Here is a 25,786-nt window from a genome sequence, read left to right as displayed (position 1 = left end):
GTGTCTGTCCTCCAAGTGAGCCTGCTGCACCTGCCCGAACTACCCTAAAGCAGTGACCGAGACAACGCGGCTAGCCCCCGGAGACAAAGCCCCCGCCTTCAGCCTGCCCGACGCCGACGGCAACAAGGTGTCATTGGCCGACTACAAGGGACGCCGCGTCGTCGTGTACTTCTACCCAGCGGCCTCGACGCCCGGATGCACCAAACAGGCCTGCGATTTTCGCGACAACCTGCACGACCTCAACGACGCCGGCCTCGACGTCGTTGGTATCTCCCCCGACAAGCTGGAGAAGCTGGCCAGATTCCGGGATGCCGAAGGTCTGACGTTTCCGCTGCTATCCGATCCCGACCGCAAGGTCCTCACCGCCTGGGGCGCCTACGGCGAAAAGCTGATGTACGGCAAGACGGTCACGGGTGTGATCCGCTCGACTTTCGTTGTCGATGAGAAGGGCAAGATCGCCGTCGCGCAGTACAACGTCAAGGCCACCGGCCACGTCGCTAAGCTTCGGCGCGATTTGTCGGTATAGCCCCAAGGTTGGCCAGCAGCAGAGCCTCAGCGGTCGCAGCACGTTCCAGCACAGCTAGGTGCAGGCTTTCGTTGATGCTGTGCGCCTGCGTTCCGGGATCCTCCACCCCGGTGACAAGGATCTTCGCATGCGGGAAAGCGGCGGCGAACTCGGCGATGAAGGGGATCGATCCGCCCATGCCCATATCGATGGGATCAGCGCCCCATGCCTGCCGAAACGCCGCCCGCGCGGCGTCATAGACGGGGCCGCTTGCGTCGATCACATATGGCTGGCCGATATCGCCGCGCGTGACGGTGACCTGGGCGCCCCACGGGGCGTGCTTTTGCAGATGGGCTTCCAGCGCGTCCAGATGCGCAATGGCGTCGCCGCCGGGCGCAACCCGCAGACTGACCTTAGCCCTGGCCCGCGGGATCAAGGTGTTCGACGATGCCGCAACCGATGTGGTGTCGATGCCGATCACCGTTATCGCCGGTTTGGCCCACAGCCGCTGTGGCACCGAACCCGAGCCGATCTCCGAAACCCCGTCCAGCAGACCAGAGTCCGCGCGTACCCGCTCCGGCGGGTAGTTGGGGTAATGCAGACCAGCGACGTCCAATTCGTGCATGCCCGCCACTGCGACGTTCCCCTTATCGTCGTGCAGGCTGGCCAAGAGCCGAACCAGCGCGCTCAATGCGTCCGGAACGACGCCGCCCCATATGCCCGAATGCAGGCCGTGATCCAGAGTGGCGACCTCGACCACGCAGTCGGCCACCCCCCGTAGCGACGCCGTCAGCGCCGGAACCTCGGTGCTCCAATTGTCCGAGTCGGCAATGACAATGACGTCGGCGGCCAGCGCGTCGCGGTGGGCTGCCAACAACCGGCCCAACGATGGCGATCCCGATTCTTCCTCGCCCTCGACAAACACCGTCACGCCCACCGGCGGCCGGCCGCCGTGCGCCCGAAATGCCGCCAAATGCGTTGCGATGCCCGCCTTGTCGTCAGCGCTACCCCGGCCATAGAGCCGCCCGTTGCGTTCGGTCGGCTCAAAAGGTGGCGAGGTCCATTGCGCACGGTCGCCTTCGGGCTGCACGTCGTGGTGGGCATACAGCAGTACCGTGGGTGCGCCCGGTGGCGTCGGGTGCTGCGCGATAACGGCTGGCGCACCGCCCTCGCTGACAATCCGGACATCGTCAAAACCAGCCTGCGACAACAGCTCCGCAACCGCTTGTGCGCTGCGCTGAACCTCATCGCGGCGAGTGGGATCGGCCCACACCGATTCGATCCGCACCAGGTCTTCGAGATCACGCCGCACTGCCGGCAACACGTCGCGCACTCGCTCAACCAGATCAGTCATGGCTCGAGGCTAGCTAAGCTGGGCCGGTGGCGACCCATGGTCCTGACCCGACGACGCCGCTCTGGCGGGCGGCGCAGCTGTTTCGCCTGCTGAGCTGCGGTTACGCGCTGGGCTTCCAGATCGCGGTGAACTCCGATCTCCGCCACCCGGGGTTGGCGTGGCTGCTGTTCGCGGTGCTCATCGGGTGGAGTGCGGCGTGGGTGGTTGCCTATTTGCGTGGCTTCGGTCGGCGGCCGGCGTGGGTGATCGCGGAAATCGCGGTCGTGGTCCTGCTAATGGCATCCACCGAGGTGGTCGCGTCTGCCCAGTGGGCGCACGACAACCAGACTTGGCCGACCACGCTGTGGGCGACCAACGCCACGATTTCGGCGGCCCTGCAATTCGGCCCGGCCGGCGGAATGTTGACCGGCCTGGCAGTGACGGCCACCAACGAAGCCGTCAAGGGGTACGTCAACGTCAACCTGGGCCGCAGCGCCACCATCGTCGTCGAGCTCGCGGTCGGCTTGGCGGTGGGTATGGCGGCGCGAACCGCGATACGCGCCCACGATGAATTACAGCGAGCGGCCCAATTGTCCGCCGCGCTGCAAGAGCGCGAACGGCTATCCCGGCAAGTCCATGACGGTGTCATGCAGGTGCTGTCGCTCGTTGCCCGGCGAGGCCACCAAATCGGCGGCGCCACATCCGAACTAGCGAAACTCGCCGGCGAGCAGGAGCGCACCTTGCGAAGCTGGTTGACCTCCAACGACATTGACCAAGACGCGGACACCCGGACGGTCGACCTACGCACGCTGCTGCGGCGGCGGGAGTCCGACCGCGTGTCCATGAGTTTGCCCGGAACCCCGGTGACCATGCAGCGGGCCGTAGCCGCAGAGCTGGATGCTGCGGTAGGCAACGCCCTGGACAACGTGCGATTGCACGCGGGTTCGGATGCCCGCGCCTTCGTGCTGCTAGAAGACCTCGGCGATTCGATCACCGTGAGCATTCGCGACGACGGTGTCGGTATCGCCGCCGGCCGGCTGGAGGAAGCGACCGGTCAGGGACGTCTGGGCATTTCGAAGTCCATTGTGGGACGGCTGATATCGCTGGGCGGCAACGCAGAACTCCGCACCGAAGTGGGAGAGGGAACCGAATGGGAACTGAGCGTGCCGAACTCACGGTGATGGTGGTCGACGACCATCCGATCTGGCGCGACGCGGTCGCCCGCGACCTCGCCGATGACGGGTTCAACGTGGTCGCCACCGCCGACGGTGTGGCCGCGGCACGACGCCGTGCGGCGGTGGTCAAGCCCGATGTGGTGCTGATGGACATGCGACTTCCCGACGGCGATGGCGTGCGGGCGACGACCGAGGTGCTCGCCGTCTCCCCGTCGTCTCGCGTGCTGGTGCTGTCGGCCTCCGACGAACGCGACGACGTGCTCGAGGCGGTCAAGGCCGGTGCGACGGGATATCTGGTAAAGAGCGCTTCGAAGTCCGAATTGGCCGATGCCGTGCGGGCCACCGCGGCCGGCCGGGCCGTGTTTACCCCGAGCCTGGCCGGGCTGGTCTTGGGCGAATACCGGCGCATCGCCGCGAGTCAAGACGCCGGACCGGCGACCCCCAGTCTCACCGAGCGCGAGACGGAGGTCCTGCGGTATGTGGCAAAAGGGTTGTCTGCCAAGCAGATTGGCGAGAAGCTTTCGTTGAGTCACCGCACGGTCGAAAACCACATCCAAGCAACCTTTCGCAAACTCCAAGTCGGCAACCGGGTGGAATTGACTCGCTACGCCATCGAACACGGGCTCGACCAATAGCGCGAGCAGACGCAGAATCGCACAAAATCGCAGATTTTGATGCGATTCTGCGTCTGCTCGCGGTGCTAGGTGGCCCCTAGGTGCTCTCGAGGATGGCCACCGCGGCGGCGGTATCCCCTTCGTGGGTCAGCGACACATGGATCGTGACATCGGCCAGATGCTTGGCAATCTCTCCGGTGAGGCGGACCCGCGGGCGGCCCCACATGTCGGTAACCACCTCGATATCACGGTGGATGTCCTCCGGCAGCACCGGCCGCTGGGCGAACCGCGATCCCGACCAGGCCTTGATCACCGCCTCCTTCGCTGCCCACCGGGCCGCCAAATGACGGGCCGCCGAAGAACTCTTGTCGGACGCGTCGCGGCGCTCGCCGGGGGTGAAGGTCGCCGAGAATACCGTGCCCGGCTGGTCGACCTGCTCGGCGAAATCAGGAATCGAGACGACGTCGATGCCCACTCCGACGATGCCCATGGGTGGCCAGGTTAACGGATGGTCTAGCCCGGCGACGATGCGGTCCGCGCATCGGACCGAGGAGCAGCCGGGCAAGCCGGCCAGCGTCATCCCGCAGAGACCTGGTATGCCTCACCGTCTCCCAGCCGCGCGGCCGGATTCAGCAGCATCGATGCCTCCTGCGGCTTCTCCGGGGCATCGTGGCCGAAGCGACGGTCCGCGGGCCGCTCATACATCGGTGGACCGCCGGCGATGGCCGAGGCTAGACGGCGCTGCCCGGCCAGCAGGCGTGCGTCGGCACGGCGCTGGTAGTCAGCACGCTGGCCGGGCTCCAGCGAGGCGACGAACGCCTGTGGGTGTACAAGCGCGATCAACCCGGACACGTGGCCGAACCCGAGACTGGTCACCAACCCGGCTTTGAGCGGGAACTTCGCACCCAGCCGCAACGTGTCGCGCACCCACACGAAGTGTGCGGAGCCGGCGAGTTCGTCGTCGACACAATCCAGGCTGCGGTTGGGTGGGATCACCCCGTCACGCAGGATCTGGCACAGCCCCATCATCTGGAATACCGCTGCGCCGCCCTTGGCATGCCCAGTCAGGCTCTTCTGCGACACGACGAACAGCGGCGCGCCCTCGGACCGGCCCAGTGCATCGGCGAGCCGCTCATGAAGCTCGGTCTCGTTCGGATCGTTGGCCAGCGTCGAAGTGTCGTGCTTGGAGATGACCGCGATGTCGTCGGCAGTCACGCCCAGCTTGGCCAGCGCCCGCGCCAGCGGCGAGTCCTTGCCGCCGCGGCCCGCACCGAGTGCGCCCAGTCCCGGCGCCGGGATCGAGGTGTGCACACCATCGCCGAACGACTGCGCGAATGCCACCACAGCGAGCACCGGCAGCCCCATCTTGAGCGCCAGGTCACCGCGCGCCAGCAGGATAGTGCCGCCGCCCTGCGCTTCGACGAAGCCCAGCCGGCGCCGGTCGTTGGGCCGGGAGAACTTCGAGTCGTGGATACCCCGGCCACGCATCATCGAAGTGTCGGCGGTGGCCGCCATGTCGCCGAAGCCGATGATGGCCTCCAGCGTGAGGTCGTCCAGACCGCCAGTCACCACCAATTCGGCCTTGCCCAGGCGGATCTTGTCGACGCCCTCCTCGACCGACACTGCCGCGGTCGCGCAGGCCGCAACCGGGTGGATCATCGCGCCGTAGCTACCGACATACGACTGAACCACGTGCGCAGCAACAACATTCGGCAGAACTTCCTGCAGGATGTCGTTCGGCTTGTTCCGGCCCAATAGATTGCCGTGGTACATGGTCTGCATCGACGTCATGCCGCCCATCCCGGTGCCCTGCGTGCTAGCCACCAAACTGGGGTGCACATAGCGCATCACTTCGGCCGGGCTGAAACCGGCGGACAGGAACGCGTCGACGGTCGCGACAATATTCCACAAGGCCACTCGGTCAATGGAACTCGCCATGTCCGGGCTGATCCCCCACACCGTGGGGTCGAATCCGGTCGGGATCTGAGCGCCGACAGTCCGCGACAACTTGGTCTTTCGCGGCACGCGAATTTCGGTGCCAGCCTTCCGGATTACCTGCCAGTCGGTGGAGTCGGGCAACGGCCGAACGACCGTGTGCTCGGGGTCGAATTCGACAAAGCCGCGCGCGTCGGCCTCCGAGGACACCACGAAGGTGAAGTCCTTGTCCAGGAACACCGACACCAGCAGAGGTGAGGCGTGGTCCGGGTCGATCGCGCCGTCGTCAACAAACTCGCGAATGCCAACGCGTTCTATCACGGCGTCGTGGTAGCGCTCGACCAGCTCGGCCTCGTCGACCAGGTCGCCGGATTCGGCGTCGTACCAACCCGGTTGCGGGTCGTCTTCCCAGCGGATCAAACCGGTGGTCCAGGCCAGCTCCAAAACGCCGGCCGCTGACAGTTCGTTCTCGACCTCCATCTCGAACCGCGTGCGTGACGAGCCGTATGGGCCGAGTTCGGCACCACCCACTATCACCACCAGGTCGGCGGGGTCGACGGCGAGGTCATCCCATTCCGGTGGCGGCGCCGGGGTAAAGCCCCGCGGCGGCGACGGGAGCGCCGCGATCGTGCCTTCGGCCCCCTCGTCCGCAGCCCCGTCTTCTGCGGCCTCCGCCGCATGCTCCTCTCGGGCCTTGGCGGCCAGTTCGGCCATGTCGAGGTTGGCATCGGCGAGCCCGCCGGTGAGATCCGCCTTGATCGGCGAGCTGGCCGCGGCCACCTTGGACTCCACATCGCACAACCCGAGCAGCATTGCCGCCATCTCGTCGGTTGAGTAGGTGGTGACGCCCGCTTCCTCCACGGCGCTGACGATGGCATCGTTGTGACCCATCAGCCCGGTGCCGCGGGTCCAGCCAATCAGCGCGTGCGCCAGACTGACCCGGGCAGCCCACGAGGACTCCGCGTGCCAGCGGCTCACAACCGCGTCCAGCGCCGACTTGGCTTCACCGTAAGCACCGTCGCCACCGAACATTCCACGGTTGGGCGAGCCGGGCAGGACCACGTGTAGACGCGACGCGATGTCACGCTCAGCGCCGATCGTCGACAGACCACCGATCAGCCGCTGCACGGCCCACAGCAGCACCTTCATCTCCATCTCGGCACGCGAACCGGCCTCCGAGAGATCACCAACGACCCGAGGCGCCGCAAACGGGAACAGCAGCGTCGGCGTCTGCGCATCCTTGATGTGAATCGATTGCGGCCCAAGGCTTTCGACCTGTTCGGTGCCGACCCATTCGACCAGCGCGTCGATATCGGAGTACGACGCCATGTTGGCCGCGACCACCCACAATGCGGCACCGTAGCGGGCGTGGTCGCGGTACAGGGTGCGGTAGAAGGCCAGTCGATCATCATCGAGTTTCGAGGTGGTCGCGATGACGGTGGCACCGCCGTCGAGCAGACGCGCGACCACCGAAGCCGCGATCGAACCCTTCGAAGCGCCTGTCACCACAGCGACTTCGCTGCTGTTGGCGCCGGGGTTCGGGTTCTCGGCGCCCGCCGCGATACGGCCGTACAGCGACGCGTGGATTTGACGGCCCGCGGCCAGCGACTTGCCCTGCCACCAAGTTGCCTGAGTCGCGACGACGTGACCGGCCCCCTCGAAACGCTCCGACAGCCGCATCCAGTCGGCGTCAATGTCGCCCTCGTCGGTCAGCCACAACTTGACCAGGTCCTCGCGGGCACTGGCCCAGCGGTCGTCGAAGACGACGGCCTTCTTGGCGTCGAACACCGGCGCCACCAAACGTGGCCAGTCCGCGCCCAATTCGGCGGTGACCAAGTCAATGAGCTCGGCATCGGTGGCCGCCGGTGGCGCGGTGACCGGGTCGTCCAGCCCCAGCTGGCCCAGCACTAGCCGAGCGGCCGAGGCGAGCACGCCGTCGCGGCCGGTGATCTGATCGGTGAATTCGCTCAGTGCGGCAGCGTCGACAGTCGCGCCGCCACCACCACCGGCGGACGGCAGCGCCACCGAAATGCCGCGGCGCGCCGCGACGGAAGCCACCGCGGCGTCGATGACCTTGTCGACTGAGCCCGCGTCGGCCAATGCGCCCTCGTGTAGGTGGCCCATGGCCCCGCCCCGAACGCTAGTGCCCTCGCGGGTTCCCAGCGCGACCTCGACGGTGACGTGCTTGGCCCAACCATCGCCGAGTTCCCAGGTCTTCTTGACCCGTTCCGCAATGGCGGCCGGCCGCTTGCCCGAGGGCCCGAGAACCGTCCGCAGCTGATCGTTGATCGCGTCGGAAAGCACTGGGCCATAAGGCTTATAGGTGCGTGCCAGCTTGGTGACCTGCGACCGCAGCCCGGCCAAATCGGCCTCCGCGGCGCCATCGATGGCACCCAGGTTCAGCTCGGAGCCCAGGTCCACCAGCAATTGGTTGCGCCTCGACGACGCGCCGTCGGTGATGGACTCGATGGAGTCCAGCTCCTCGATCTGGTCGATACGCATTTTGGCTGAAATCGCAATCAGCGCCACGGTGGCATCGGCCGCGTCGAACGCAATGTCGTCGGGTCTCGGAGCACCCGACGGAGCTCCGGCGGGAGCCGGAGCGACGGTGGGGGCGACATCGGGGCTGGGCCCGCCGTCCGCCGCGGCCGGAACGGCTGCGGCGGAATCCTCGACCTCGTCCTCCGGCTCGGGGTCGTTGTCGGTGGCGAAGAGCACCGCGGCGTCGCGCTCGGCGTTGAGCACTTCCACTGTGCTGTGGGCATATTCGGGAAGCTTGAGGGTGTTGGTCGCAAGACCGGCTACGGTCGGCGACGACTTCACGCCGATCTCGACGAACCGCTCCACCCCCAGGCCGCCGGCGGCCTCCTCGATGAAAAGCAGGTCCTGGGTTTCGATCCAGCGCACCGGGCTGGCGAACTGCCACGCCAACAGCTCGATCAACACAATGCGCGCCATCTCGTTACGGCGTTCGGCAAGCCAGGTGTCGTAGTCGGCGAGGATCTCGTCGAGCGGCTCGGCGGGCACCAGGTCGCGGATTTCCTGAATGAAGTCCCGGTCCAGGGTGAATGGTCGCGGCACCAGGTTGGGGATGTAGCGCCCGACGATGACGTCGGGATTTTTGTCGCGCGGCATGACCCGGTCCAGCGATCGGCGGAACTCGGCCACCCCGACCCGCAAGACCCGCGAGTGGAACGGAACGTCGATGCCGGGCACCAGGATGAAAGAGCGCCGACCGCCGGTGAGCTCACGCCGCCGCTCCACCTCTTCTTCCAGCGCCTCGAGACCGCGCACGGTGCCGGCGATCGCGTACTGCGAGCCACGCAGGTTGAAGTTCACGATCTCAAGAAACTCACCAGTATTCGCCGCGATCCCGGCGACGAACTCGGTCACTTCGTCGTCCGGAAGGTCGATCTGGGAGGGCCGAATCGCCGCCAACCGGTAGTTTGAGCGACCCAACTCGTCGCGCGGCACGATGTCGTGCATCTTCGACCCACGGTGAAACACCGTCTCCAGCAAGGCTTCCAACTCGTAGATGCCGGTAACACAGGCCAGTGCCGTGTACTCGCCGACGGAATGGCCGCATGCGATGGCACCCTCGACGAAGGCACCTTGCTCGCGCATCTCGGCAACCTGAGCGGCGGCCACCGTTGCCATGGCGACCTGGGTGAACTGCGTCAGATACAGCACGCCATCGGGATGGTAGTAATGCACGCCGCTGGCGATGATGCTGGTCGGGTTGTCGCGCACCACATGTAGCACCGAGAAACCAAGCGTGTCACGGGTGAACTTGTCTGCCTTGTCCCACACCTTGCGGGCCGCCTTGGAGCGTGCACGGACGTCCATACCCATGCCCTTGTGCTGGATACCCTGACCGGGGAACGCGTAGACCGTCTTGGGCGCGGCCAGGCGTGCCGACGCCGACATCACCAGATCCGACCCGATGCGTGCGGCTACCTCCAAAACCTCTGCACCCTGGTCGATTCCGACGCGCTCGACGCGGAAGTCAACCTCATCACCGGGACGTACCATGCCCATGAACCGCGCTGTCCAACCGACGAGCCGGGCCGGCGGACGAGCTTGCCCGTCGGTGGCGGTCACCGCGTGCTGCGCTGCGGCCGACAGCCACATGCCGTGCACGATCGGCGATTCCAAACCGGCCAGCAGTGCGGCGGCCCGGTCGGTGTGAATGGGGTTGTGGTCGCCGGACACCACGGCGAACGGCCGCATGTCGACCGGTGCGGCAAGCGTGACATCGCGCCGGCGACGACGCGGGGTGTCGGTGGCGTTCTCGGAAACCGCACCGCCGGCCCGGACCGGGTCGGTGAGTTCGGCGGTACCGGTGCGCCCAAGGATCGCAAACCGCTCGTCGAGGGTCGCGATTACCGCACCGTCGGGCCCGGTAACCGTGACCGAGACCGGCACCACGCGACCCATATCAGTGTCGGTGGCCGCCGAAGCCGTTGCAACGACGGTCAATTGGGCCGGCTCGGTGGGCAACTTGCCGACCATGTGGGCGGCATGGTCCAAATGAACCAGGCTCAGCAGGCCCTCCAGGACTGGCACACCGGAGTCAGTGACAGCAGCGCCTATCGCCGCGAAAACCGCGGGCCAGCAAGGACCGACGAGCGCATCCGGCACGGTGGTGAGGCTGGGCGCCAACGGCTCGCCGAAGGTAGCGGTAACCCCGGTGTGGTCGGCGACCCGCTCGGGGTCCCAGTTCACCGCCAGGGTGGCCGTCCCATCCTTGACCGGGGGCAGCGAAGCCGGCCCGTCCACGCCGGCGGCGATGGCGAGCACCGAGCGCATCGCGGTGGCAGCGTCGGCAGCGGAAACCACCGGCATACCGCCGTCAACGGTGTTGGCGGGCAACGTGAATCGGATGTCAATCCAAGTGCCAGACACCGGCACGCTCAAAACGACGTCGTCGCGGTCGGTCTGTAACCGAGCTCCGGTGGATGAGTGTGTGGCGCGGGGGTTTTCGGGCCCATCGTGTACCTGCCACTCGGCGGCATCGGCGATTCGATGAACCGGGTTGATCGCGGTGCGACCGGCCCACAGCACATCTGGCGCATCGAGCACGACGGCCAGCGGTCCGGTGACATCGGGGCGACCCAGCCGGCGCGAGGTCACGTCCTTCGGTTGCGCTCCGGCGCCGAGCACCTCCTCGATGGCAGCTTGCTCGAAGCGATCCAGCAATTCACCGACGGGTTCATCCATCTTGGTGATGCCGGCAACCGACGCGGTGCCCGGAATGATGCACACCTGGTCGGCGTCGTAGCGGGCGTCATGCGCCTGCCACAGCGAGTCGCTGCGCCACCAGCGCCGCACATCCTTGTCAATGACCGGCACGAAATTGACCGGCTTGCCCAGCGTCTTGCACAGCGTCACGAAGAACGACACATCCGCGGGATGCAGTTGCACGGTTTCGGCGTCTGGGTAGTGCGCCAGCAGGGTGGCGATGGCCTGCCGCGGACTCTCCAGCAGCGCGGGGTCGCAAAATAGCGTCTCGACGGGGCCGAAATCCTTGGCGTGCAAACGAGCTTCGGCGCGCTGCAACATCTGCTCGAACCGGTCGCGCCAGGTGTCGGCCAGCCACGGGCTACCGGGTGCCGCGGTGTCGGCGGTCGAATTGCCTTCCCCGATGGTCAATTCGACATAGCGCTGCAGCCACTGCAGGTAGGTCATCTCAGACACGTCGCCGAAGTACGGCTTGGCGGTGTTGGCCATGGCCGCGATGATCTCGTCGCGACGCTCCGCGACCGCATCGGCGTCGCCGGCGACCTCGTCGAGCAGCCGGCCGCAACGCGAGGCGGTGTTGTCGATCTCGTGGATGTCGGCGCCGAGCTGGCTACGGCTGGAAGCCATGCCGCCCTGGGCTTTTCCGGCGCTGATCCACTGGTCAGTGCCTTGGGTCTCGACCAGCATCCGCTTGACCGACGGCGACGTGGTGGACTCCAGCGTCGCCATCGCAGCCGTGCCGACGAGAATGCCGTCGATCGGCATCAGGGGGAAGCCATAGGACTGCGCCCAGCGGCCCGACAGGTATTCCGCGGCGCGCTCGGGAGTGCCGACACCGCCGCCGACGCAGACGGTGATGTTGGCGCGTGACCGCAACTCCGAGTAGGTGGCCAGCAACAGGTCGTCGAGGTCTTCCCAGGAATGGTGGCCTCCGGCGCGCCCGCCCTCGACGTGCATGATCACCGGCTTGGTGGGCACCTCGGTCGCGATGCGGATCACCGAACGGATCTGCTCAACGGTTCCGGGCTTGAATACCACGTGGCTGATGCCGATCTCGTTGAGCTCGTCGATCAGCTCGACGGCTTCTTCGAGGTCCGGGATGCCGGCGCTGATCACAACGCCGTCGATCGCCGCGCCGGACTGGCGGGCCTTCTGCACCAGCCGCTTGCCACCGACCTGGAGCTTCCATAGGTAAGGATCCAGGAACAGCGCATTGAATTGATAGGGGCGGCCGGGCTCGAGCAGTCCGGACAGCTCCTCGAGGCGGTTGGCAAATATCTCCTCGGTCACCTGTCCACCACCGGCCAGCTCGGCCCAGTGCCCGGCGTTGGCCGCGGCGGCGACGATCTTGGCGTCGACGGTTGTCGGCGTCATCCCGGCAAGCAGGATGGGAGACCGGCCGGTCAGGCGGGTGAACTTCGTCGAAAGCTTCACGCGGCCGTCGGGCAGGCGAACCACGGTAGGCGCGTAGCTCGACCAGGGCCGGGCCACCTCGGGGACGGCGCCGACGGTAAAGAGGTTGCGCTGCCCGCCGCGGGTCGCCGCGGGCACGATGCCGATACCGAGGCCGCGGATTACGGGCGCCGTCAGTCGGGTCAGGATGTCGCCGGGACCCAGATCGAGGATCCAGCGCGCGCCCGCTTCATGGACCCGGGTGATCTCGGCTACCCAATCAACCGTGTTGACCAAGATGGAGTCGGCCAGCTTGCGGGCCAACGTGGCGTCGAGGCCGACCTTTTCGGCCCAGCCGCCAACGATGTCAATACCGTCGGCCAGCCGCGGCGTGTGGAAACCCACCTCGACCTTCACCGGGTCGAAGGCCGGCGCGAAGACATCGCCGCCGCGGACCTTGTTCTTGCGGTCGGCTTCTTCCTTCTCGGAGATCTGCCGGCAGTACAGCTCGAAACGCGACAACTGCTCGGGAGTACCGGTGATGACGACAGAACGCCGGCCGTTGCGGATCGACAACACCGGCGGCAATACCGTTCGCACATCCTGGGCGAACTCGTCGAGCAGCCGCCCGATCCGCTCCGGGTCGGCATTGGTGACCGACACCATCGGCGGACGATCGCCGAGGACGGAAATTCCGCGACGGCGCGCCACCAGCGTTCCGGCGGCACCGAGCAGCTGGGCCAGAGCCAATAGCTCCACGTCACGCACACCGGCTGCCTTGACCGCCTCAACCGCCAGCACGCCCTGCGAGTGTCCCGCCAGCGCCACCGGCGGGGTGCCAATGAGGTCCATGCCCTGGCGGGCCAGGGCCTGGATGGCCGCCATCTGGGTGAGCAACACGCCGGGCAACGACACGGCGGACGACGTGAGGTGCTTGTCCGACGGGGCCATATCTTCGGCCGCCAGGGCACGTACCCACTGCAACGGCTCGAAGCCAATCGGACGTACCACGACCAGCTCTCGCGCGACCGGCTCGAGCAGCAACTCCGCTTCACCAACCAGCGTCGCCAATTCAGATTCGATCCCGGCCGCCGAGACGAGCTCTTCGAGAGTCTCCAGCCATGCGCTGCCCTGGCCGCCGAACGCGGCAGCATACGGCTCACCAGCCGTCAGACGATCGACCAGAGCATGGGTGCCGTGCGGGCCATTTTCCTCGCGGTCAGCGGACACCCGGTCGTGCTCGTGGATCGTCACGTCTATCTCCCTGTATGCCTCTATATGCGTCTGTATGTATCGGTTTGTTCGGCCGGGTCCGGACGCCCCGTCGCTGGGCGTCATCGATTCCACATCGAATCGCAGCCGAATAACGACTGACCGGTGTGTTGTCGGCGGCCGGCTCGTGGGTCGAGCGGCGCCGACGACTGCATCGGCCCTTATAAGAGTCTCATAAGGATTGGTCCACCTTTTTTACGCAGATCGGTTACTGGCGAGTTCTACGCACGGGTAACCGTGTCGCGGGTAACACCCGGTTGAACCGGTGGCGCGGATCTGCCGGACAAACGTCCTGCATGCAGGTGGTTACGGTCGAGTAGCTATAACTGCGCTGATCAAGGCAGTATTGTTACCAAATCGTTATGTTGAAAATTCGCGCTGCGCGACCGGTATGAAGCCACGCCTCCCGAGGCATCGTCGATTCGCCGGCGTCCGCGCGGCGGCTCGGCGAGCGAACGAGTGTTTGCTGGAGTGCATGCGCCTGCGCCCAGTCTGATGGCCCGGCTCCTCACTCGCGCCGTTCCGGCGCTCGCCGTCGCCGAGCTAGCCGAGCAGAAAAGTTAGGTCCACTGTCCGAATTGGGGCTTCAAGATTTCGTTGATGTCGACCCCGACCCCGCCGACCTTGCGCTTGTCGATCTCGACCTGGTGCAAATGGGCGGCCGGATGGGTGTACCCCTTGGGCGAACCCCAGTTGTGCTGCCAGAAGTACGCACCCAGGCCGTCCTTCACCGCCCAGTCAATCGTCTTTGAGTTGGCGTACACCCCGGTGCGCTGGTGTCCGATGACCGACTCCCAGGACCGCAGATACGGAACGATTTGGTTCTTGTACTGGTCGTACGACGGATTGTCGTCGATCGACGCATAGATAGGAGCACTGGCCGGACCACCGGCCGCGGCGTGCAATTCCGCACCGCGCTTGGCGTGCTGCTCCCCGGCGGCTGCTCCGCCCAGCCAGTCAGAGGTACTGCCCTTTCCGTACTGATAGCAAGAAACGATCTTGAGCCCGCTTCCGGCCAGGTCACGAGCTTCGGTGAGTTGGATCGGCTTGCCGAGCATCCAGGCTCCGCCTGGCCGCCGGTCGGAGACGTACCTGATCGCCCCGACGGCGCCGGCGGCCATGATCTGGCTCGCGGGAATGACGCCGGCCGCATAGTCCAACAAGGTGCCGAGTGAACCCGCCGATACCGGTGCGGCGCGCAACGACGCCGCAGCGACGCCGAGGCCTAGCAGGCCCGGGGTCGCCGCAGCGAATTTGAGCACTTCACGCCGCGATACCGACACATGCCACAGGGTACGACAGGAACATCATTTAACACACCAGCACCACTGATCACATGTGCATCACATTCGGGCCAATTGGCCCTGAATCTCGCCGACCGCCCCCAGGGCCGCGTACGGACCAGTCACCGCGATCAGGCTCAGCAGCGAGCGGACCCGGGGATCGCCGCGCTTGAGGTTTCGCATTTCCATCAGAGCGTTGACGTTGTCCAACGCGTCGACCATGAGTCCGATGTGTTGCCAACGCCGACGGTTGGCTTCGTCGCTGCCGAGATAGCCAATACCAAGGGCCAGGGCGCGGGCCCCAAATATGCGAATCAAGTACTTCATCTCGGTGGACAGCACGTGGTCCGGGACGCCGTTCATGCGGGTCTGGGACCGTGGGGAGGCAAATGCGGTGGCACCCAGCAAGATTCGTCCGATAGCCGCCGCGGTAAAGGCGCGACGCAGGACCTTGGGTTGCGGTGGTGTTGTAGTCATGAATTCAGTCTTTGCCGTCGCGGTAAACATGTCGATTACCTTTGAGGTAGTGGTTTAAGTCCGGACAACGCCGTTAGGTTCCGAAGAATGTCCGCGGGTATCGCGGTGCGCGAGTGGCGCACTCACCGGCGTATCAGCCAGATGGAGCTGGCGCACCAGATAGGTGTATCGCCGCGTCATCTCAGTTTCGTCGAGACGGGTAGGGCCAACGCCAGCCGGGCGTTGCTGCTGCGTATCGGTGAGTCGCTGGACCTTCCGCTGAGTGCACGCAACCGGCTACTGCTCGACGGTGGCTACGCACCCGTTTACGGTGAGCACACGTTAGACGCCGAGAGGATGCGGCCGGTAAGGGCGGCCGTCGATTCGGTTTTGGCCGGCCATGCCCCGTATCCGGCCGTCGTCACCGATGCCTGCTGGAACCTTGTTGCGGGCAACGTGGGCTGCGTTGTGCTAGTCGAAGGGTTGGCTCCGGAGCTGTTACAACCGCCGATCAATGTTATGCGGTTGTGCCTACACCCAAAGGGATTGTCGCGGCGGTTGCTCAACCTCGCCGAGGTGCGCTCGGCAATCCTGCGGCGCGTACGCCGACACGCCAACACCACTGCGGCACCAGATATCCGCCATCTCTACGACGAACTGTCTGGTTATCCGGCGCCCAAGCTGGCCGACCACAGCGAGCAGACCGGCGAGCTGTATGTACCGTTTCGGATGGCCACCCTTGACGGTGCCGAACTGAAGTTCGTCAACACGATCGCGACCTTTGGCAGCCCGCTCGACATCTCCGTGGAAAGCCTTGCCATAGAGTCGTTTTTTCCCGCCGACGCGGACACCGCCGATTACCTGCGTCGTCTCGACAGCGATCACCGTGTCCATGTCATCGCAGAGCGATACCCGCAATTGCTCGATTACATCGGATGGCGTTAGACGCCGACGTGGCCGAATTATTATTGTCACTATAAAGTTAATGAAGTTACGGTGAGCGCTCACTGCAACGGGGGTTCAGATGGATCACGATCAGCTCATCGACCTCACCCGGCGGGCATTGAAACTGGCGCGCGACAAGACCACCGACCTCGCGCCGCAGCAGCACACGGTCGACGCACGCGAGTACACCTCGCTGGAATGCCACGACCGTGACAAAGCCATGCTGATGGCCAGCCCGCAACTGGTTGGCTACGTCTCGGAGCTGCCCGGTCCGGGCACGTATTGCACCAAGACGGTGATGGGGCGTTCCGTCCTGCTGACCAGGACAGCTGACGGCTCGGTAAAGGCGTTCAACAATGTCTGCCTGCACCGGCAATCCCAGATAGTCACGGGCTGCGGCACCGCCAAGCGGTTCAGCTGCCCATACCACGCATGGACCTACGACAACACCGGGCGCTTGGTGGGTGTGCCGGGCCGCGAGGGCTTTTCCGAGGTGACGCTGAAGTCCGACGGTTTGACCGAGCTTCCGGCTACCGAATTCGCCGGATTCCTTTGGGTGGCACTAGATCCCGGCACCACGCTGGATGTCGCAGCACATCTGGGAGATCTGGCCGACGAGCTCGACTCGTGGGGCATCGGGCGGTGGTCGCCACTGGGCGAAAAGGTGCTCGATTCCCCGATCAATTGGAAGCTCGCGGTCGATACCTTCGCAGAGAACTACCACTTTGCCACCGTGCACCGGCAGACCTTTGCCACCATCGCTCGTAGCAACTGCACAGTTTTCGACTCGTATGGACCGCATCACAGGTTGATCTTCCCCCTCAACGCAATCCTGGAGCTCGACAATGTTCCCGAGGATCAGTGGGACCCGTTCCACAACATGGTCGTGATCTATGCACTGTTTCCGAACATCGTGCTATCGGTGACGATCGCCAACGGCGAGCTGTTCCGGATCTATCCAGGCCCATACCCCGGCAGGTCTATCACCGTCCATCAAAACTCCACTCCGTTGGACCTTTCCGACGAATCCGTAGCCGCCGGCGCTCAAGCCGTCTTCGAGTACGCGCATGCCACGGTGCGCGACGAGGACTACCGGCTGGCTGAGGCGCTGCAGGCAAACCTCGAGTCCGGCGCTCGCGATCGACTTGTGTTCGGGCGCAACGAACCCGGACTGCAGCACCGCCACATCACCTGGGATCAGGCGATCGCAGGGCATTCTCAAGCCGCCGCGAGGCTGTAAATTTGCGCCAAAAGTGCGAGTAGACACCTGCAGATTTACAGTCTCGGCGAACGCAGTGCGGTGATGAGGTCGTCGAGAATGGCACCGACGTTGTCATCCTGGCCGGGCCGCACCTTCGCCAACAACTCGATCGCCTCGTGGCGACGGCCCGAGTTCACCAACGATACAATCTGATCCACAGCCGCCTGCAGTTCCGGCTCGGTGTCCGCCACGGTAGTGGCTAGCACATCCGCCAGCTCCCAGTCCCGGTACAGCGCCACCGACCGCTCGTTGAACGCGAAAGCACTCACCTGTTCCCCCGCGAGGGTCCCGTGGTAACGGTATGGCCCCTCCATGTATTCAATCGGAAGGCCGTGTGCCGGCGCGGGCACCAGCGGCTCTCCGACAACGTCTAATCCCAATGTGGCGCAGGTGATCCGGTGCCGATCCGGCATGTAGCGCGCCAACGAAGGCGGACGGACAAGGGGCCGTACCGAATTCGGCCACCGAACGTAACTGTTGATCGTGATCTCGACGTCTTCCGCACACTGGGGTGGTCGGGCGGTGTCGGGATAGCTTGTCGTCACACCGGTAAACGGTTGCAGCGCATTGCCGTTGCGTCGGTCGAACTGCCGCCAGATGCTCATGTCGACGCCATTGTCGAAATTGATCGTGCGCCATTCGTGCGACCTCGCCCGCGGGTCTCCCCCGCTGCCCCCACCGCCGGCGTACTTCGGAAACCACTGCCGGTCGACATGCCCCGCGGTGCCGGAAACCTGTTCGGCCACCTCGCCCCAGCGCAGCGTCCCGGTCATGGTCATCCCGGTCTGGAAGTAGGAGTACGTGTCGGCCTGGCCAAAGCAGGCGATCTTGCCGTTGTGGGCCGACGCCCCCACCGGTGTGGGTGCTCGTGTCGGCGTAACCGCTAGGTCCAGCCGCATGGGTCGACCGGTTTGGTCGGTGCCGGGCAGCTCGACGCGGTACGTATACGGCAGCAAATCTCCGTCGTCATCGCGACGGGTGGACCACGATGCCGTGCCGGCACCGCTCTCGTATTCGAGGTGGAGATGCCCGACGGCGGCCGAGAGCTTGGGCTTCGCGCCCGGCTCCATGCTGGCCGGGGGCATGTCGTAATCGGTGTAGGTGCCGTACTCGCCAGCGTCCAGATCGAACAGCGCCAGCGTGTAGAAGTCAGCGACAACCGATCTCCCGGGCCGGTTCTTGTTGAAGATGGTCAGGAACGCGAATGACCGGCCGCTGTCGGCCGCGTCGAGTTGACCCGCGATGAACCAGGTGTCCGACTCCTGGTCAGGGTGTGCGCCCTCAGCGGCGGGAAACTCCAGCCAGCTGTCACCGGGCACCAGCTGAAAGGGGTAACTGCGCCAATCGCCATTCATCTCGGCCTCGAATCCAGCTATTTTGCTATGTTAGCAGCAATAGTAAGGTTACGGTCGTGACGGAAGCTCCCGGCCATCGCTCCTATGACGAACTGTTCATCGGGGGGCGCTGGCGCAAACCCGCCACGCCGGAACGGATCAGCGTGATTTCCCCGCACTCCGAAGAACCGATCGGCCAAGTCCCGGCGGCCGGACCCGACGATGTCGATGCAGCCGTGTCTGCAGCGCGGCAGGCCTTCGACCACGGTCCCTGGCCGCGGGTAGAGCCCGGCGAGCGGATACGCAAGGTCGAAGAGCTGGCCGCGATTTACGCACGACACCTCGATGAGATGGCTGACCTGATCACCGCGCAGATGGGGTCGCCGCGCAGTTTCAGCAGGCGGGGCCAGGCGGCCGGAGCGGCGGCCATGATGCATTTGGCGCTGGCCGCCGCCCGTGACTTTCCGTGGGTGGAACGCCGCCAGGGGGTGCTCGGCCAAGCGCACCTGCGCCGGGCTCCGGCGGGCGTGGTCGGGGCGATCGTGCCGTGGAACGTTCCCCAGTGCGTGCTGATCCCCAAGCTGATTCCCGCCCTCATTGCCGGCTGCACCGTCGTCGTCAAGCCCGCACCCGAAACACCTTTGGACTCTTTGTGGTTAGCCGAGATGATCGAGCAACTCGATCTGCCCGAAGGGGTGGTATCGGTAGTCACCGGCGGGCCGTCGGTCGGCGAGGCACTGGTGCGCCATCCCGGCGTCGACAAGATCGCATTCACCGGCTCCAGCGCTGTCGGACGCCGTATCGCCACCTTGTGCGGCGAGCAACTCAAACGCGTGAGCTTGGAATTGGGCGGCAAGTCGGCTGCGATCATCCTCGACGATGCCGACGTCGACAAGACCGTAGCGGGATTGCAGAACGCCAGTCTGATGAACAACGGCCAAGCCTGCGTCGCGCAAACCCGCATCCTGGTCAGCGAACGCCGCCACGATGAGGTTGTCGACGCTATGGCCAACATGATGTCGAACCTGCGCGTGGGCGATCCCACCGACGAGCAGACCGACATCGGACCCCTTGTCGCACAACGACAACAGCATCGGGTCCAGGACTACATCCGGTCCGGCCAGCAAGAAGGTGCCCGCGGTGTGGTGGGTGGGGAGCATAGCCTGGCCGAGCGCGGCTGGTATGTGCAACCAACGTTGTTCACCGACGCGACCAACCAAATGCGTATCGCTCGAGAGGAAATCTTCGGCCCGGTATTGACCGTCCTGACATACCAGGACGAGGACGACGCCATCCGGATCGCCAACGACAGCGACTATGGTTTGGCCGGCTCGGTATGGACCGCCGATACCGCCCATGGGCTCGAGATCGCCGCCCGCGTCCGCACCGGTACCTACGGGATCAACATGTACCAGCTCGACATCAGCAGCCCGTTCGGCGGCTTCAAGAATTCGGGCATCGGGCGCGAGTTCGGGCCGGAGGGTCTCGAGGAGTATGTCGAGTTGCAGGCGGTGGTATGCAACGGAAAGATGCCAGCGCTCAAGGGATTAGCGGCATCTGCAGAGTGATCTCGTACCCGACCGCACAGTGCCCAAGCTGATTGCCAGGTTCAAATGGGTCGTCGCAACACCGAACCGTTCGGGTACAAGGTGGTCTGAGATTGCGACGCACCACCGACGGCAACCGTGACCCGTGGCGTGTCCCGTCGGGTCGTGATGACTCGTGTTTCGGGTAGAGCCACATCACCCCCCGACGACCGCAACCGCGGCGTCGATCACCGGATCCTTGGCCTTGAGATCCTCGGCGGTCGTCCTGACCTCGACATCCGGAGTGATGCCAACCCCTTCGAGCGGACTTCCGTCGGCCTGGTAGGCGCGCCACGACGGCAGGTACACCGTCACGGCGTTGCCCAGTTCGACTGGTTGCGGGTTCCCCGATGCCCCAAGCGTCTTCTCCCCCACCAGTTTTACGCCAGCAGCGCGCATCATGAGCAAAAATGCTTCGTTGCTGCTCATGTTCACCGGTCCGGTCAGCGCGACCGTAGGCTTGTGGTATGCCACGATGCCCTGGGCGGGCGTCAGCACGATATCCTCCTTCGGAGTAAAGCCGCTCGGCGCGTGTGCATCACGCATTTCGCGCTTGGCGTAGATCACTGGGCCGTCGGTGAAGTATTGGGCGACACTGCGCGCAATCTGCTCATCACCGCCAGTATTCGGTCGGACGTCGAGCACCAGCCCGCTCGAATTAGTCATATCCGCAATGACCTTTGGAAATTCGGTGTCGACGAGCCCACAACGCTCCTGTGTCCAACTGTCAATCAGCACATAGCCGATGTTGTCGGCGATTCGCCCACTTGCCATGCAGGCGCCGTACCGCTTGACGTCACGGACGATTGTTCGCAAGACGTCCTTGTTGAAATTGACGTCCCTTGGCGGCAGTTGGGTCCCTACCCGTTGGCCGCCAGCGACGTCGAGCCAAATGTGAACGTCCTTGGCAGAAATGAGCAACTTCGCCGCGCGCTCTGCGAATTCCTGTGGTGTGCTGGCTGTTTCGAGATCAGTCTGCGCGTTCTTGAATAGCGCCGTCCAGTCCAGACCGAGTCGGTCTCGGTACGAGTACCTGTTGTCGATGGCTTCTTGCAGCATGCGGATGGCGGTGACGTTTTCGGCCTTGACATTGACGGCGCCGGCGGCGGTATTGGTCGGTGGCGCGTTCGACGAGGTGCCCCCACAACCGACCGCGAGAGCACCGGCGCAGATCAACGCGACCACCCGCCACCAGATTCCCATGCCGCAATTAATAGCGGCCCTTGGACGACGGGTCAAGGATGACGCCACTGTACCGTTCTAACCTACCGGGATCAACATGTACCAGCTCGACATCAGCAGTTGCAGGCGGTGGTGTGCAAGGGAAAGATGCCAACGCTCAAGGGATTCTCGGCATCTGCAGGGTGATCTCGACCGGACAACACAGTGCGCCGTGCTGGTTGGTCACCTCGATCTGAATGTCAACCAGATAACGCGGCGGGTCGACCGTGGTATCACATCGCTTCGCCACCGCGCGCCCGCGACCGATCATCGTGTCGCCCGCATAGATCGAGCCGACCAACCGCATCGAGCGGCGCACCACACGAGCGCCCGCACCCGCCCAGTCGGTCGCGACGCGGTCGGCGAATCCGGCCAAGTGCATGGTGTTCACGTAAATCGTTGGATTGCCCTGACTTTGAGCGTAGACCGGATCGAAATGCCCAGGAAAATAGTCCCAGGTCGCACCGGAGTTCTCCACCACCCGTTGGTAGCTGATCTCGTCGACGACCTCTGGCAGGTCGACGGGAACGCTTATCGTGTTCCAGTCCAGATCCGAGGTAGTCACGGCGGAGCTCCAGGAGTGAAGCGGAACAAGGTATTTCGATTGATGGCCACTACCGCGCCGTCTTGGCGCCGATAGGTCTCCAGCGTCTGGATGAAATGACCGACACCCAGCCGGGTCTGCTTTTCCGGCGACACCGACACCAGCTCCTCGACAACGGTGAGCCAATCGCCTTCGACGATGGGTAGCAGGAACTCGACATCGTTGGCCGCGTTGATGAACGTGGTGCCCGGTAGCGGCACTCGCAATGCAAGCGACGCCGCCGGTACCCTTCCCCCGGGTTGCCACGGCGGAGGCACCAACCAGCCCATGAGCAGCGCCGGCGGGGCCAGCAAACCCCCCCATCGTTGCCGGGCGTAATCGGCGTCCCAATACGAACGATTACCGTCGCGGACCATCGCGGCGAACAACTGAATGCGCGCGGCGCTGACCGCCGTCCCCGCGGTCCGCGGTTCGCTCGCCGCGCCGACCATCGCCAGCGCGTCCTCATAGGTACCGAAGGTCAGTTGGTGGCTCACGCTTACATGACGAGCCGGTGGCGGCTGGGTACCGAATCCCATTCGAGCACGCGGGAAGTGAAGTACCAGCCGCCACGTTCGTAGATCAGTCGATCCTGAACTGTGCCGGTGGCCCGCAATGTGGTCTCGCGATTCACGGCGGCGAACAGCACGACGACACAGCGCTGGGTCGCGTTGACCCCATCGACGTGGATCTCGTGGTCGAGGCTGACCAGCCGTTGTGCGTCACCGCCGTCGAAGGCTGCGCGCAGGTCGGTGAACGTCTCGCCATCACGGGTATAGCTGGCGCCGGAATGACGAAAGGTCGCGACCCAAGCGTCACGATCGCCGTCGGAGTAGGCCCGATTGTGCCGCGCGGTCAGATCCAGGATGGCAGCGCGTCCCGTCGCGGCCTGCAGCATCTGCTGCTCCTGATAGGTCATGGTCATACTTGCTCTCCAGCTTTCCTTGGACCTGAGGAAACACTAACTCACCGGCTAACTTTGTATCCGTGGCTTTCACGGTCCCATGCGCCCGGGCGTAAACCTCGAGCCCGCAGGACATCTTTGCGTATCCGTCCGATGCCGTTCTTCGGGAGTTCATCGACCGCCTCGACGAATCTGGGCACGCAGAAGTAGGGCATCCGAGCCGCGCAATGGTCAAGCAGCTCCGTGCAATCCAAAGCGGCCCCTGGGCGCAACGTCACGATTAGCAGGATGTCATCCTCACCCAATTCGCTGGGGACTCCGACGGCCGCGGCTTCGGCCACCGCCGGATGGCCCATGGCGACGGTCTCGACTTCCACCGAGGAGACATTCTCACCGCGCCGGCGCAGCGAATCCTTCACGCGGTCCACATACGTCAGGTTTTGGCCGCTATCGAGCCGGCCCAAATCACCAGTGTGAAACCACTGTTCATGGGCCTCCACCAGCAAATCGCGACCCACGTAACCTTCGCTCATCACATGCGGATACCTCGGCCGGCAGGTGATCTCCCCGACCGCCCCGACCGGTAACTCGGCGCCGGTCTCGTCGATGATGCGCACGTCGAAATTCGGGTTGGGCCGCCCCGACGTTCCCGGAACCCCCTCGTCGGCAACGCCTTTGACCGCAAGGGGAAACGCCTCGGTCATTCCATACATCGTGACGATGCGGCAGTTGTAGCGCTTCTCGATGGCGTGGTAGGAATTCGCGTCGATGGGTGCCGCGGAGATGAACCGCAACCGTAACTGTGCGTCACGCGGATCCACGGGCAGGTTCTGCAGCATCGATACCATCGCGCCGGCACCGGCGAAGCCGATAGCACCGTGAGCGCGCACGTCGTCCCACACCTCGCTGGGATGAAAAGTGGCCGCCAGCACGGTAGTTCCGCCGACCAGCATCGGCGCCAGCACGCTGGGCGCCGCGCTCAGGTGGAATAGCGGCATCGCGGTCCACAACACCTCCTCCGGGCCGAATTCCCAGGCCGAGGCGACGGTCGCGGCGACGGTGAATAGGTAATGCCAGGACGTGGCAACCGCTTTCGACGGTCCGGTGGTGCCCGAGGTGAAGAACAGCGCGCCCACCTCACCGGCATTCATCGGGACAGACTCATGCATGAGGGCGTCGTTGAGCGAAACATCCTCCACCGCAACGACGCTCACGGGATGCAATCGTTCGACAACCTCCTCGACGCGGGCGTGCCGCTCGGCGTCGGTCAGGATCACCTTGGCCTGCGACAACCGCAGGTTGTGCAAGAGAAAGTCGCCCTTGTTCGCCGCATTCACCGCAGCGCTCACCGCGCCGATCCGTGCCGCGCCCAGCCAGAAGTAGATCCATTCCGGACATGTCCCGGTGAATAGCGCCACACCATCGCCCCGGCCGACACCGAGATCGGCCAGCACGTTGGCCGCCGCGCAGGATCGTTGCCGCATCTGCTCGAAGGTGACCTCGGTGCCGGCAACCGACATCATCACCCGGTCGGGATACTGCTCGGCCCGGCGATCCAGCACAGCTGGCACGGTGAAACGATCAACGCCGAAATCGGAAGGACCCAAGGGCCCGCTCATCACGCTCCCGCAGCGGCTGGGTCGGGCTCGCCCTCCGCCGTGTAGCCGAAGTCGTTGGACGAAGGTTGCTCACCCGGGTAGAAGCGGTGCGCCCAGCGACGCAGGGCCGCATAGTCGCGCGCCTCTTCGGGCGCCAGGTTCGGCTTCTCCAGGTATTTCATGTTCTCCCAGGTGAAGAAGTCCTGTTTGATGACCTCTTGCTGCAGTGCCAGAAACTTGGCGGCGCGACCTGTAGGCACGTCACCGGTGTCGCCGGGCTCGCGAATCGAAGCCTGGGTGTAGAAGTAGTCGGTGTAGTCCTCGTCGACCGGCGTCTGTCCGGTGACCTGGCAGGTGGCCACCAAATCGCTTGGAAACCGGACGATTCCCAGCCCCAGCGAGTAGTTGTCGTAGACGATCTTGGCGTCGACCGGACCATTGGGCGTCAACCACGTCTTTGCCCGGCCGCCGCCGAAATTGGCGTTGACCGTCGCATGGAGGTGGTAGCCGGAGACCTCGAAGGAGGCGGTGTTGGCGGGGTTGGCGGCCTTGTGCACGTACTGAACGTGGTACGGGTCGGCGGCGTTCTCGATGATCATCTGCGGGTGCACTTTGACGCGGTTGAGCATCTGGGTGTGCGGGTGCAGCGGGTAGTACTCGTTGGTCTCCAGCTCTGGCAGCACCGGCGGTTGCCAGTATGGCGCCCGGCCGTGGCGCTCATGCCACGCCAGAATGAACCCGTACCACTCCACGGTCGGGTAGGTGCGGATGCGGACGTTGTTCTTGCAGCCGATCTTGCTGTACGGGATCAGCGCATTGGTGCCGTCGCCACGCCAATGCCAGCCATGCCAGGGGCAGATGATTTCTTCGCCTTCTACCGTGCCGCCAACACCCAGGTTGGCGCCGAGGTGCTGACAATAGGCGTCCAGCACATGCACCTTGCCGGACGCGGTTCGGAACAGCACCAGCTCCTGCCCGAAGTAGTGAACGCGCTTGACGTCCCCGGCGGCCAGCTCGTTAGCGAACGCGACGATGAACCATCCCGTTGGGAACCGGTACGTCGACAGCGCAATGCCGCTGGGCCCGAACTCCCGTTCCGACGGATCGCTGGCGGGGTCTGACATGGTATTCGTCACGAGCTCTCCGGT

The 25,786-nt window shown here is 64.8% G+C and carries 18 protein-coding genes; 6 read left to right on the top strand and 12 right to left on the bottom strand.

The genetic code is table 11. The annotated features are described in order from the left end of the window. Positions 1 to 52 precede the first annotated feature (52 nt). Entirely contained in the window at positions 53 to 526 is a 474-nt protein-coding gene (bcp, locus tag MSIMFI_RS14930) for a thioredoxin-dependent thiol peroxidase (protein WP_191497784.1), read from the top strand. Here bcp and MSIMFI_RS14925 read toward each other — a convergent pair. Further along, positions 498 to 1,859 carry a dipeptidase gene (locus tag MSIMFI_RS14925; protein WP_191497783.1) on the bottom strand — a complete coding sequence of 454 codons (1,362 nt, stop codon included), beginning with the start codon at positions 1,857 to 1,859 and terminating at the stop codon, positions 498 to 500. The genes bcp and MSIMFI_RS14925 overlap by 29 nt on opposite strands. Positions 1,860 to 1,885: 26 nt before the next feature. On the opposite strand from MSIMFI_RS14925, the gene macS reads away from it, so the two are divergent. Continuing rightward, positions 1,886 to 3,019, top strand: a complete 1,134-nt coding sequence (gene macS, locus MSIMFI_RS14920; protein WP_191497782.1) for a MacS family sensor histidine kinase — start codon at positions 1,886 to 1,888, stop codon at positions 3,017 to 3,019. Continuing rightward, the gene (locus tag MSIMFI_RS14915; RefSeq protein WP_191497781.1) at positions 2,989 to 3,648 is read left to right on the top strand and encodes a response regulator; all 660 of its coding nucleotides are present in this window, start codon (positions 2,989 to 2,991) and stop codon (positions 3,646 to 3,648) included. Before macS ends, MSIMFI_RS14915 begins: the two co-directional genes overlap by 31 nt. 76 nt (positions 3,649 to 3,724) lie before the next feature. Here the strand turns inward: MSIMFI_RS14915 and acpS are convergent, their stop codons facing one another. The 4 genes from acpS to MSIMFI_RS14895 all read right to left on the bottom strand — a co-directional run bounded on the left by acpS (position 3,725) and on the right by MSIMFI_RS14895 (position 15,227). After that, positions 3,725 to 4,117, bottom strand: coding sequence for a holo-ACP synthase AcpS (acpS, locus tag MSIMFI_RS14910; RefSeq protein ID WP_186243960.1), 393 nt, complete (start codon positions 4,115 to 4,117; stop codon positions 3,725 to 3,727). Positions 4,118 to 4,203: 86 nt separating this feature from the next. Next, positions 4,204 to 13,449, bottom strand: coding sequence for a type I polyketide synthase (locus tag MSIMFI_RS14905; protein WP_191497780.1), 9,246 nt, complete (start codon positions 13,447 to 13,449; stop codon positions 4,204 to 4,206). A 578-nt stretch (positions 13,450 to 14,027) separates the two neighbouring features. Beyond that, positions 14,028 to 14,750, bottom strand: a complete 723-nt coding sequence (locus tag MSIMFI_RS14900) for a DUF1906 domain-containing protein (RefSeq protein ID WP_191497779.1) — start codon at positions 14,748 to 14,750, stop codon at positions 14,028 to 14,030. A 60-nt stretch (positions 14,751 to 14,810) separates the two neighbouring features. Further along, entirely contained in the window at positions 14,811 to 15,227 is a 417-nt protein-coding gene (locus tag MSIMFI_RS14895; RefSeq protein WP_191497778.1) for a hypothetical protein, read from the bottom strand. 87 nt (positions 15,228 to 15,314) lie between these two features. Between MSIMFI_RS14895 and MSIMFI_RS14890 the strand changes: the two genes are divergently transcribed. Continuing rightward, a complete protein-coding gene (locus tag MSIMFI_RS14890) occupies positions 15,315 to 16,151 on the top strand; it encodes a helix-turn-helix domain-containing protein (RefSeq protein ID WP_191497777.1) in 837 nt (278 codons plus the stop codon). A 79-nt stretch (positions 16,152 to 16,230) separates the two neighbouring features. After that, the gene (locus tag MSIMFI_RS14885) at positions 16,231 to 17,391 is read left to right on the top strand and encodes an aromatic ring-hydroxylating oxygenase subunit alpha (RefSeq protein WP_191497776.1); all 1,161 of its coding nucleotides are present in this window, start codon (positions 16,231 to 16,233) and stop codon (positions 17,389 to 17,391) included. A 35-nt stretch (positions 17,392 to 17,426) separates the two neighbouring features. On the opposite strand, the gene MSIMFI_RS14880 is transcribed toward MSIMFI_RS14885, so the two are convergent. Beyond that, the gene (locus tag MSIMFI_RS14880; protein ID WP_191497775.1) at positions 17,427 to 18,767 is read right to left on the bottom strand and encodes a lipocalin-like domain-containing protein; all 1,341 of its coding nucleotides are present in this window, start codon (positions 18,765 to 18,767) and stop codon (positions 17,427 to 17,429) included. Positions 18,768 to 18,823: 56 nt separating this feature from the next. Here MSIMFI_RS14880 and MSIMFI_RS14875 point away from each other — a divergent pair, with 56 nt between their 5' ends. After that, on the top strand, positions 18,824 to 20,314 hold the full coding sequence (locus MSIMFI_RS14875; RefSeq protein WP_191497774.1) for an aldehyde dehydrogenase: 1,491 nt from the start codon (positions 18,824 to 18,826) through the stop codon (positions 20,312 to 20,314). Between the two features lie 174 nt (positions 20,315 to 20,488). Here MSIMFI_RS14875 and MSIMFI_RS14870 read toward each other — a convergent pair whose 3' ends face one another. The 6 genes from MSIMFI_RS14870 to MSIMFI_RS14845 form a co-directional block, all read right to left on the bottom strand. Next, the gene (locus tag MSIMFI_RS14870) at positions 20,489 to 21,535 is read right to left on the bottom strand and encodes a S41 family peptidase (protein WP_191497773.1); all 1,047 of its coding nucleotides are present in this window, start codon (positions 21,533 to 21,535) and stop codon (positions 20,489 to 20,491) included. A gap of 136 nt (positions 21,536 to 21,671) precedes the next feature. Then, positions 21,672 to 22,118, bottom strand: coding sequence for a MaoC family dehydratase (locus tag MSIMFI_RS14865; protein ID WP_191497772.1), 447 nt, complete (start codon positions 22,116 to 22,118; stop codon positions 21,672 to 21,674). Further along, positions 22,115 to 22,588 carry a MaoC family dehydratase gene (locus MSIMFI_RS14860; RefSeq protein WP_396820227.1) on the bottom strand — a complete coding sequence of 158 codons (474 nt, stop codon included), beginning with the start codon at positions 22,586 to 22,588 and terminating at the stop codon, positions 22,115 to 22,117. Before MSIMFI_RS14860 ends, MSIMFI_RS14865 begins: the two co-directional genes overlap by 4 nt. Positions 22,589 to 22,635: 47 nt before the next feature. After that, entirely contained in the window at positions 22,636 to 23,061 is a 426-nt protein-coding gene (locus MSIMFI_RS14855; protein WP_191497770.1) for a nuclear transport factor 2 family protein, read from the bottom strand. A 41-nt stretch (positions 23,062 to 23,102) separates the two neighbouring features. Beyond that, complete coding sequence (locus tag MSIMFI_RS14850; RefSeq protein WP_191497769.1) at positions 23,103 to 24,659, bottom strand: AMP-binding protein; 1,557 nt, start codon at positions 24,657 to 24,659, stop codon at positions 23,103 to 23,105. Further along, positions 24,659 to 25,762: an aromatic ring-hydroxylating oxygenase subunit alpha gene (locus MSIMFI_RS14845; RefSeq protein WP_191498202.1), complete on the bottom strand. Its 1,104-nt coding sequence runs from the start codon at positions 25,760 to 25,762 to the stop codon at positions 24,659 to 24,661. Before MSIMFI_RS14845 ends, MSIMFI_RS14850 begins: the two co-directional genes overlap by 1 nt. Positions 25,763 to 25,786: the final 24 nt, after the last annotated feature.

The sequence above is a fragment of the Mycobacterium simulans genome (genome assembly GCF_900232995.1).
GTDB classification, from domain to species: Bacteria; Actinomycetota; Actinomycetes; order Mycobacteriales; family Mycobacteriaceae; genus Mycobacterium; species Mycobacterium simulans.
This window is presented reverse-complemented; position numbering and strand designations above follow the sequence as displayed.

Coding starts and splice junctions, on each gene's coding strand:
- MSIMFI_RS14925 (WP_191497783.1), bottom strand. CDS start 1,859: ATGACTGATCTGGTTGAGCGAGTGCGCGACGTGTTGCCGGCAGTGCGG.
- MSIMFI_RS14915 (WP_191497781.1), top strand. CDS start 2,989: ATGGGAACTGAGCGTGCCGAACTCACGGTGATGGTGGTCGACGACCAT.
- acpS (WP_186243960.1), bottom strand. CDS start 4,117: ATGGGCATCGTCGGAGTGGGCATCGACGTCGTCTCGATTCCTGATTTC.
- MSIMFI_RS14895 (WP_191497778.1), bottom strand. CDS start 15,227: ATGACTACAACACCACCGCAACCCAAGGTCCTGCGTCGCGCCTTTACC.
- MSIMFI_RS14890 (WP_191497777.1), top strand. CDS start 15,315: ATGTCCGCGGGTATCGCGGTGCGCGAGTGGCGCACTCACCGGCGTATC.
- MSIMFI_RS14885 (WP_191497776.1), top strand. CDS start 16,231: ATGGATCACGATCAGCTCATCGACCTCACCCGGCGGGCATTGAAACTG.
- MSIMFI_RS14880 (WP_191497775.1), bottom strand. CDS start 18,767: ATGAATGGCGATTGGCGCAGTTACCCCTTTCAGCTGGTGCCCGGTGAC.
- MSIMFI_RS14870 (WP_191497773.1), bottom strand. CDS start 21,535: ATGGGAATCTGGTGGCGGGTGGTCGCGTTGATCTGCGCCGGTGCTCTC.
- MSIMFI_RS14860 (WP_396820227.1), bottom strand. CDS start 22,588: ATGGTCGGCGCGGCGAGCGAACCGCGGACCGCGGGGACGGCGGTCAGC.
- MSIMFI_RS14855 (WP_191497770.1), bottom strand. CDS start 23,061: ATGACCATGACCTATCAGGAGCAGCAGATGCTGCAGGCCGCGACGGGA.
- MSIMFI_RS14850 (WP_191497769.1), bottom strand. CDS start 24,659: ATGAGCGGGCCCTTGGGTCCTTCCGATTTCGGCGTTGATCGTTTCACC.
- MSIMFI_RS14845 (WP_191498202.1), bottom strand. CDS start 25,762: ATGTCAGACCCCGCCAGCGATCCGTCGGAACGGGAGTTCGGGCCCAGC.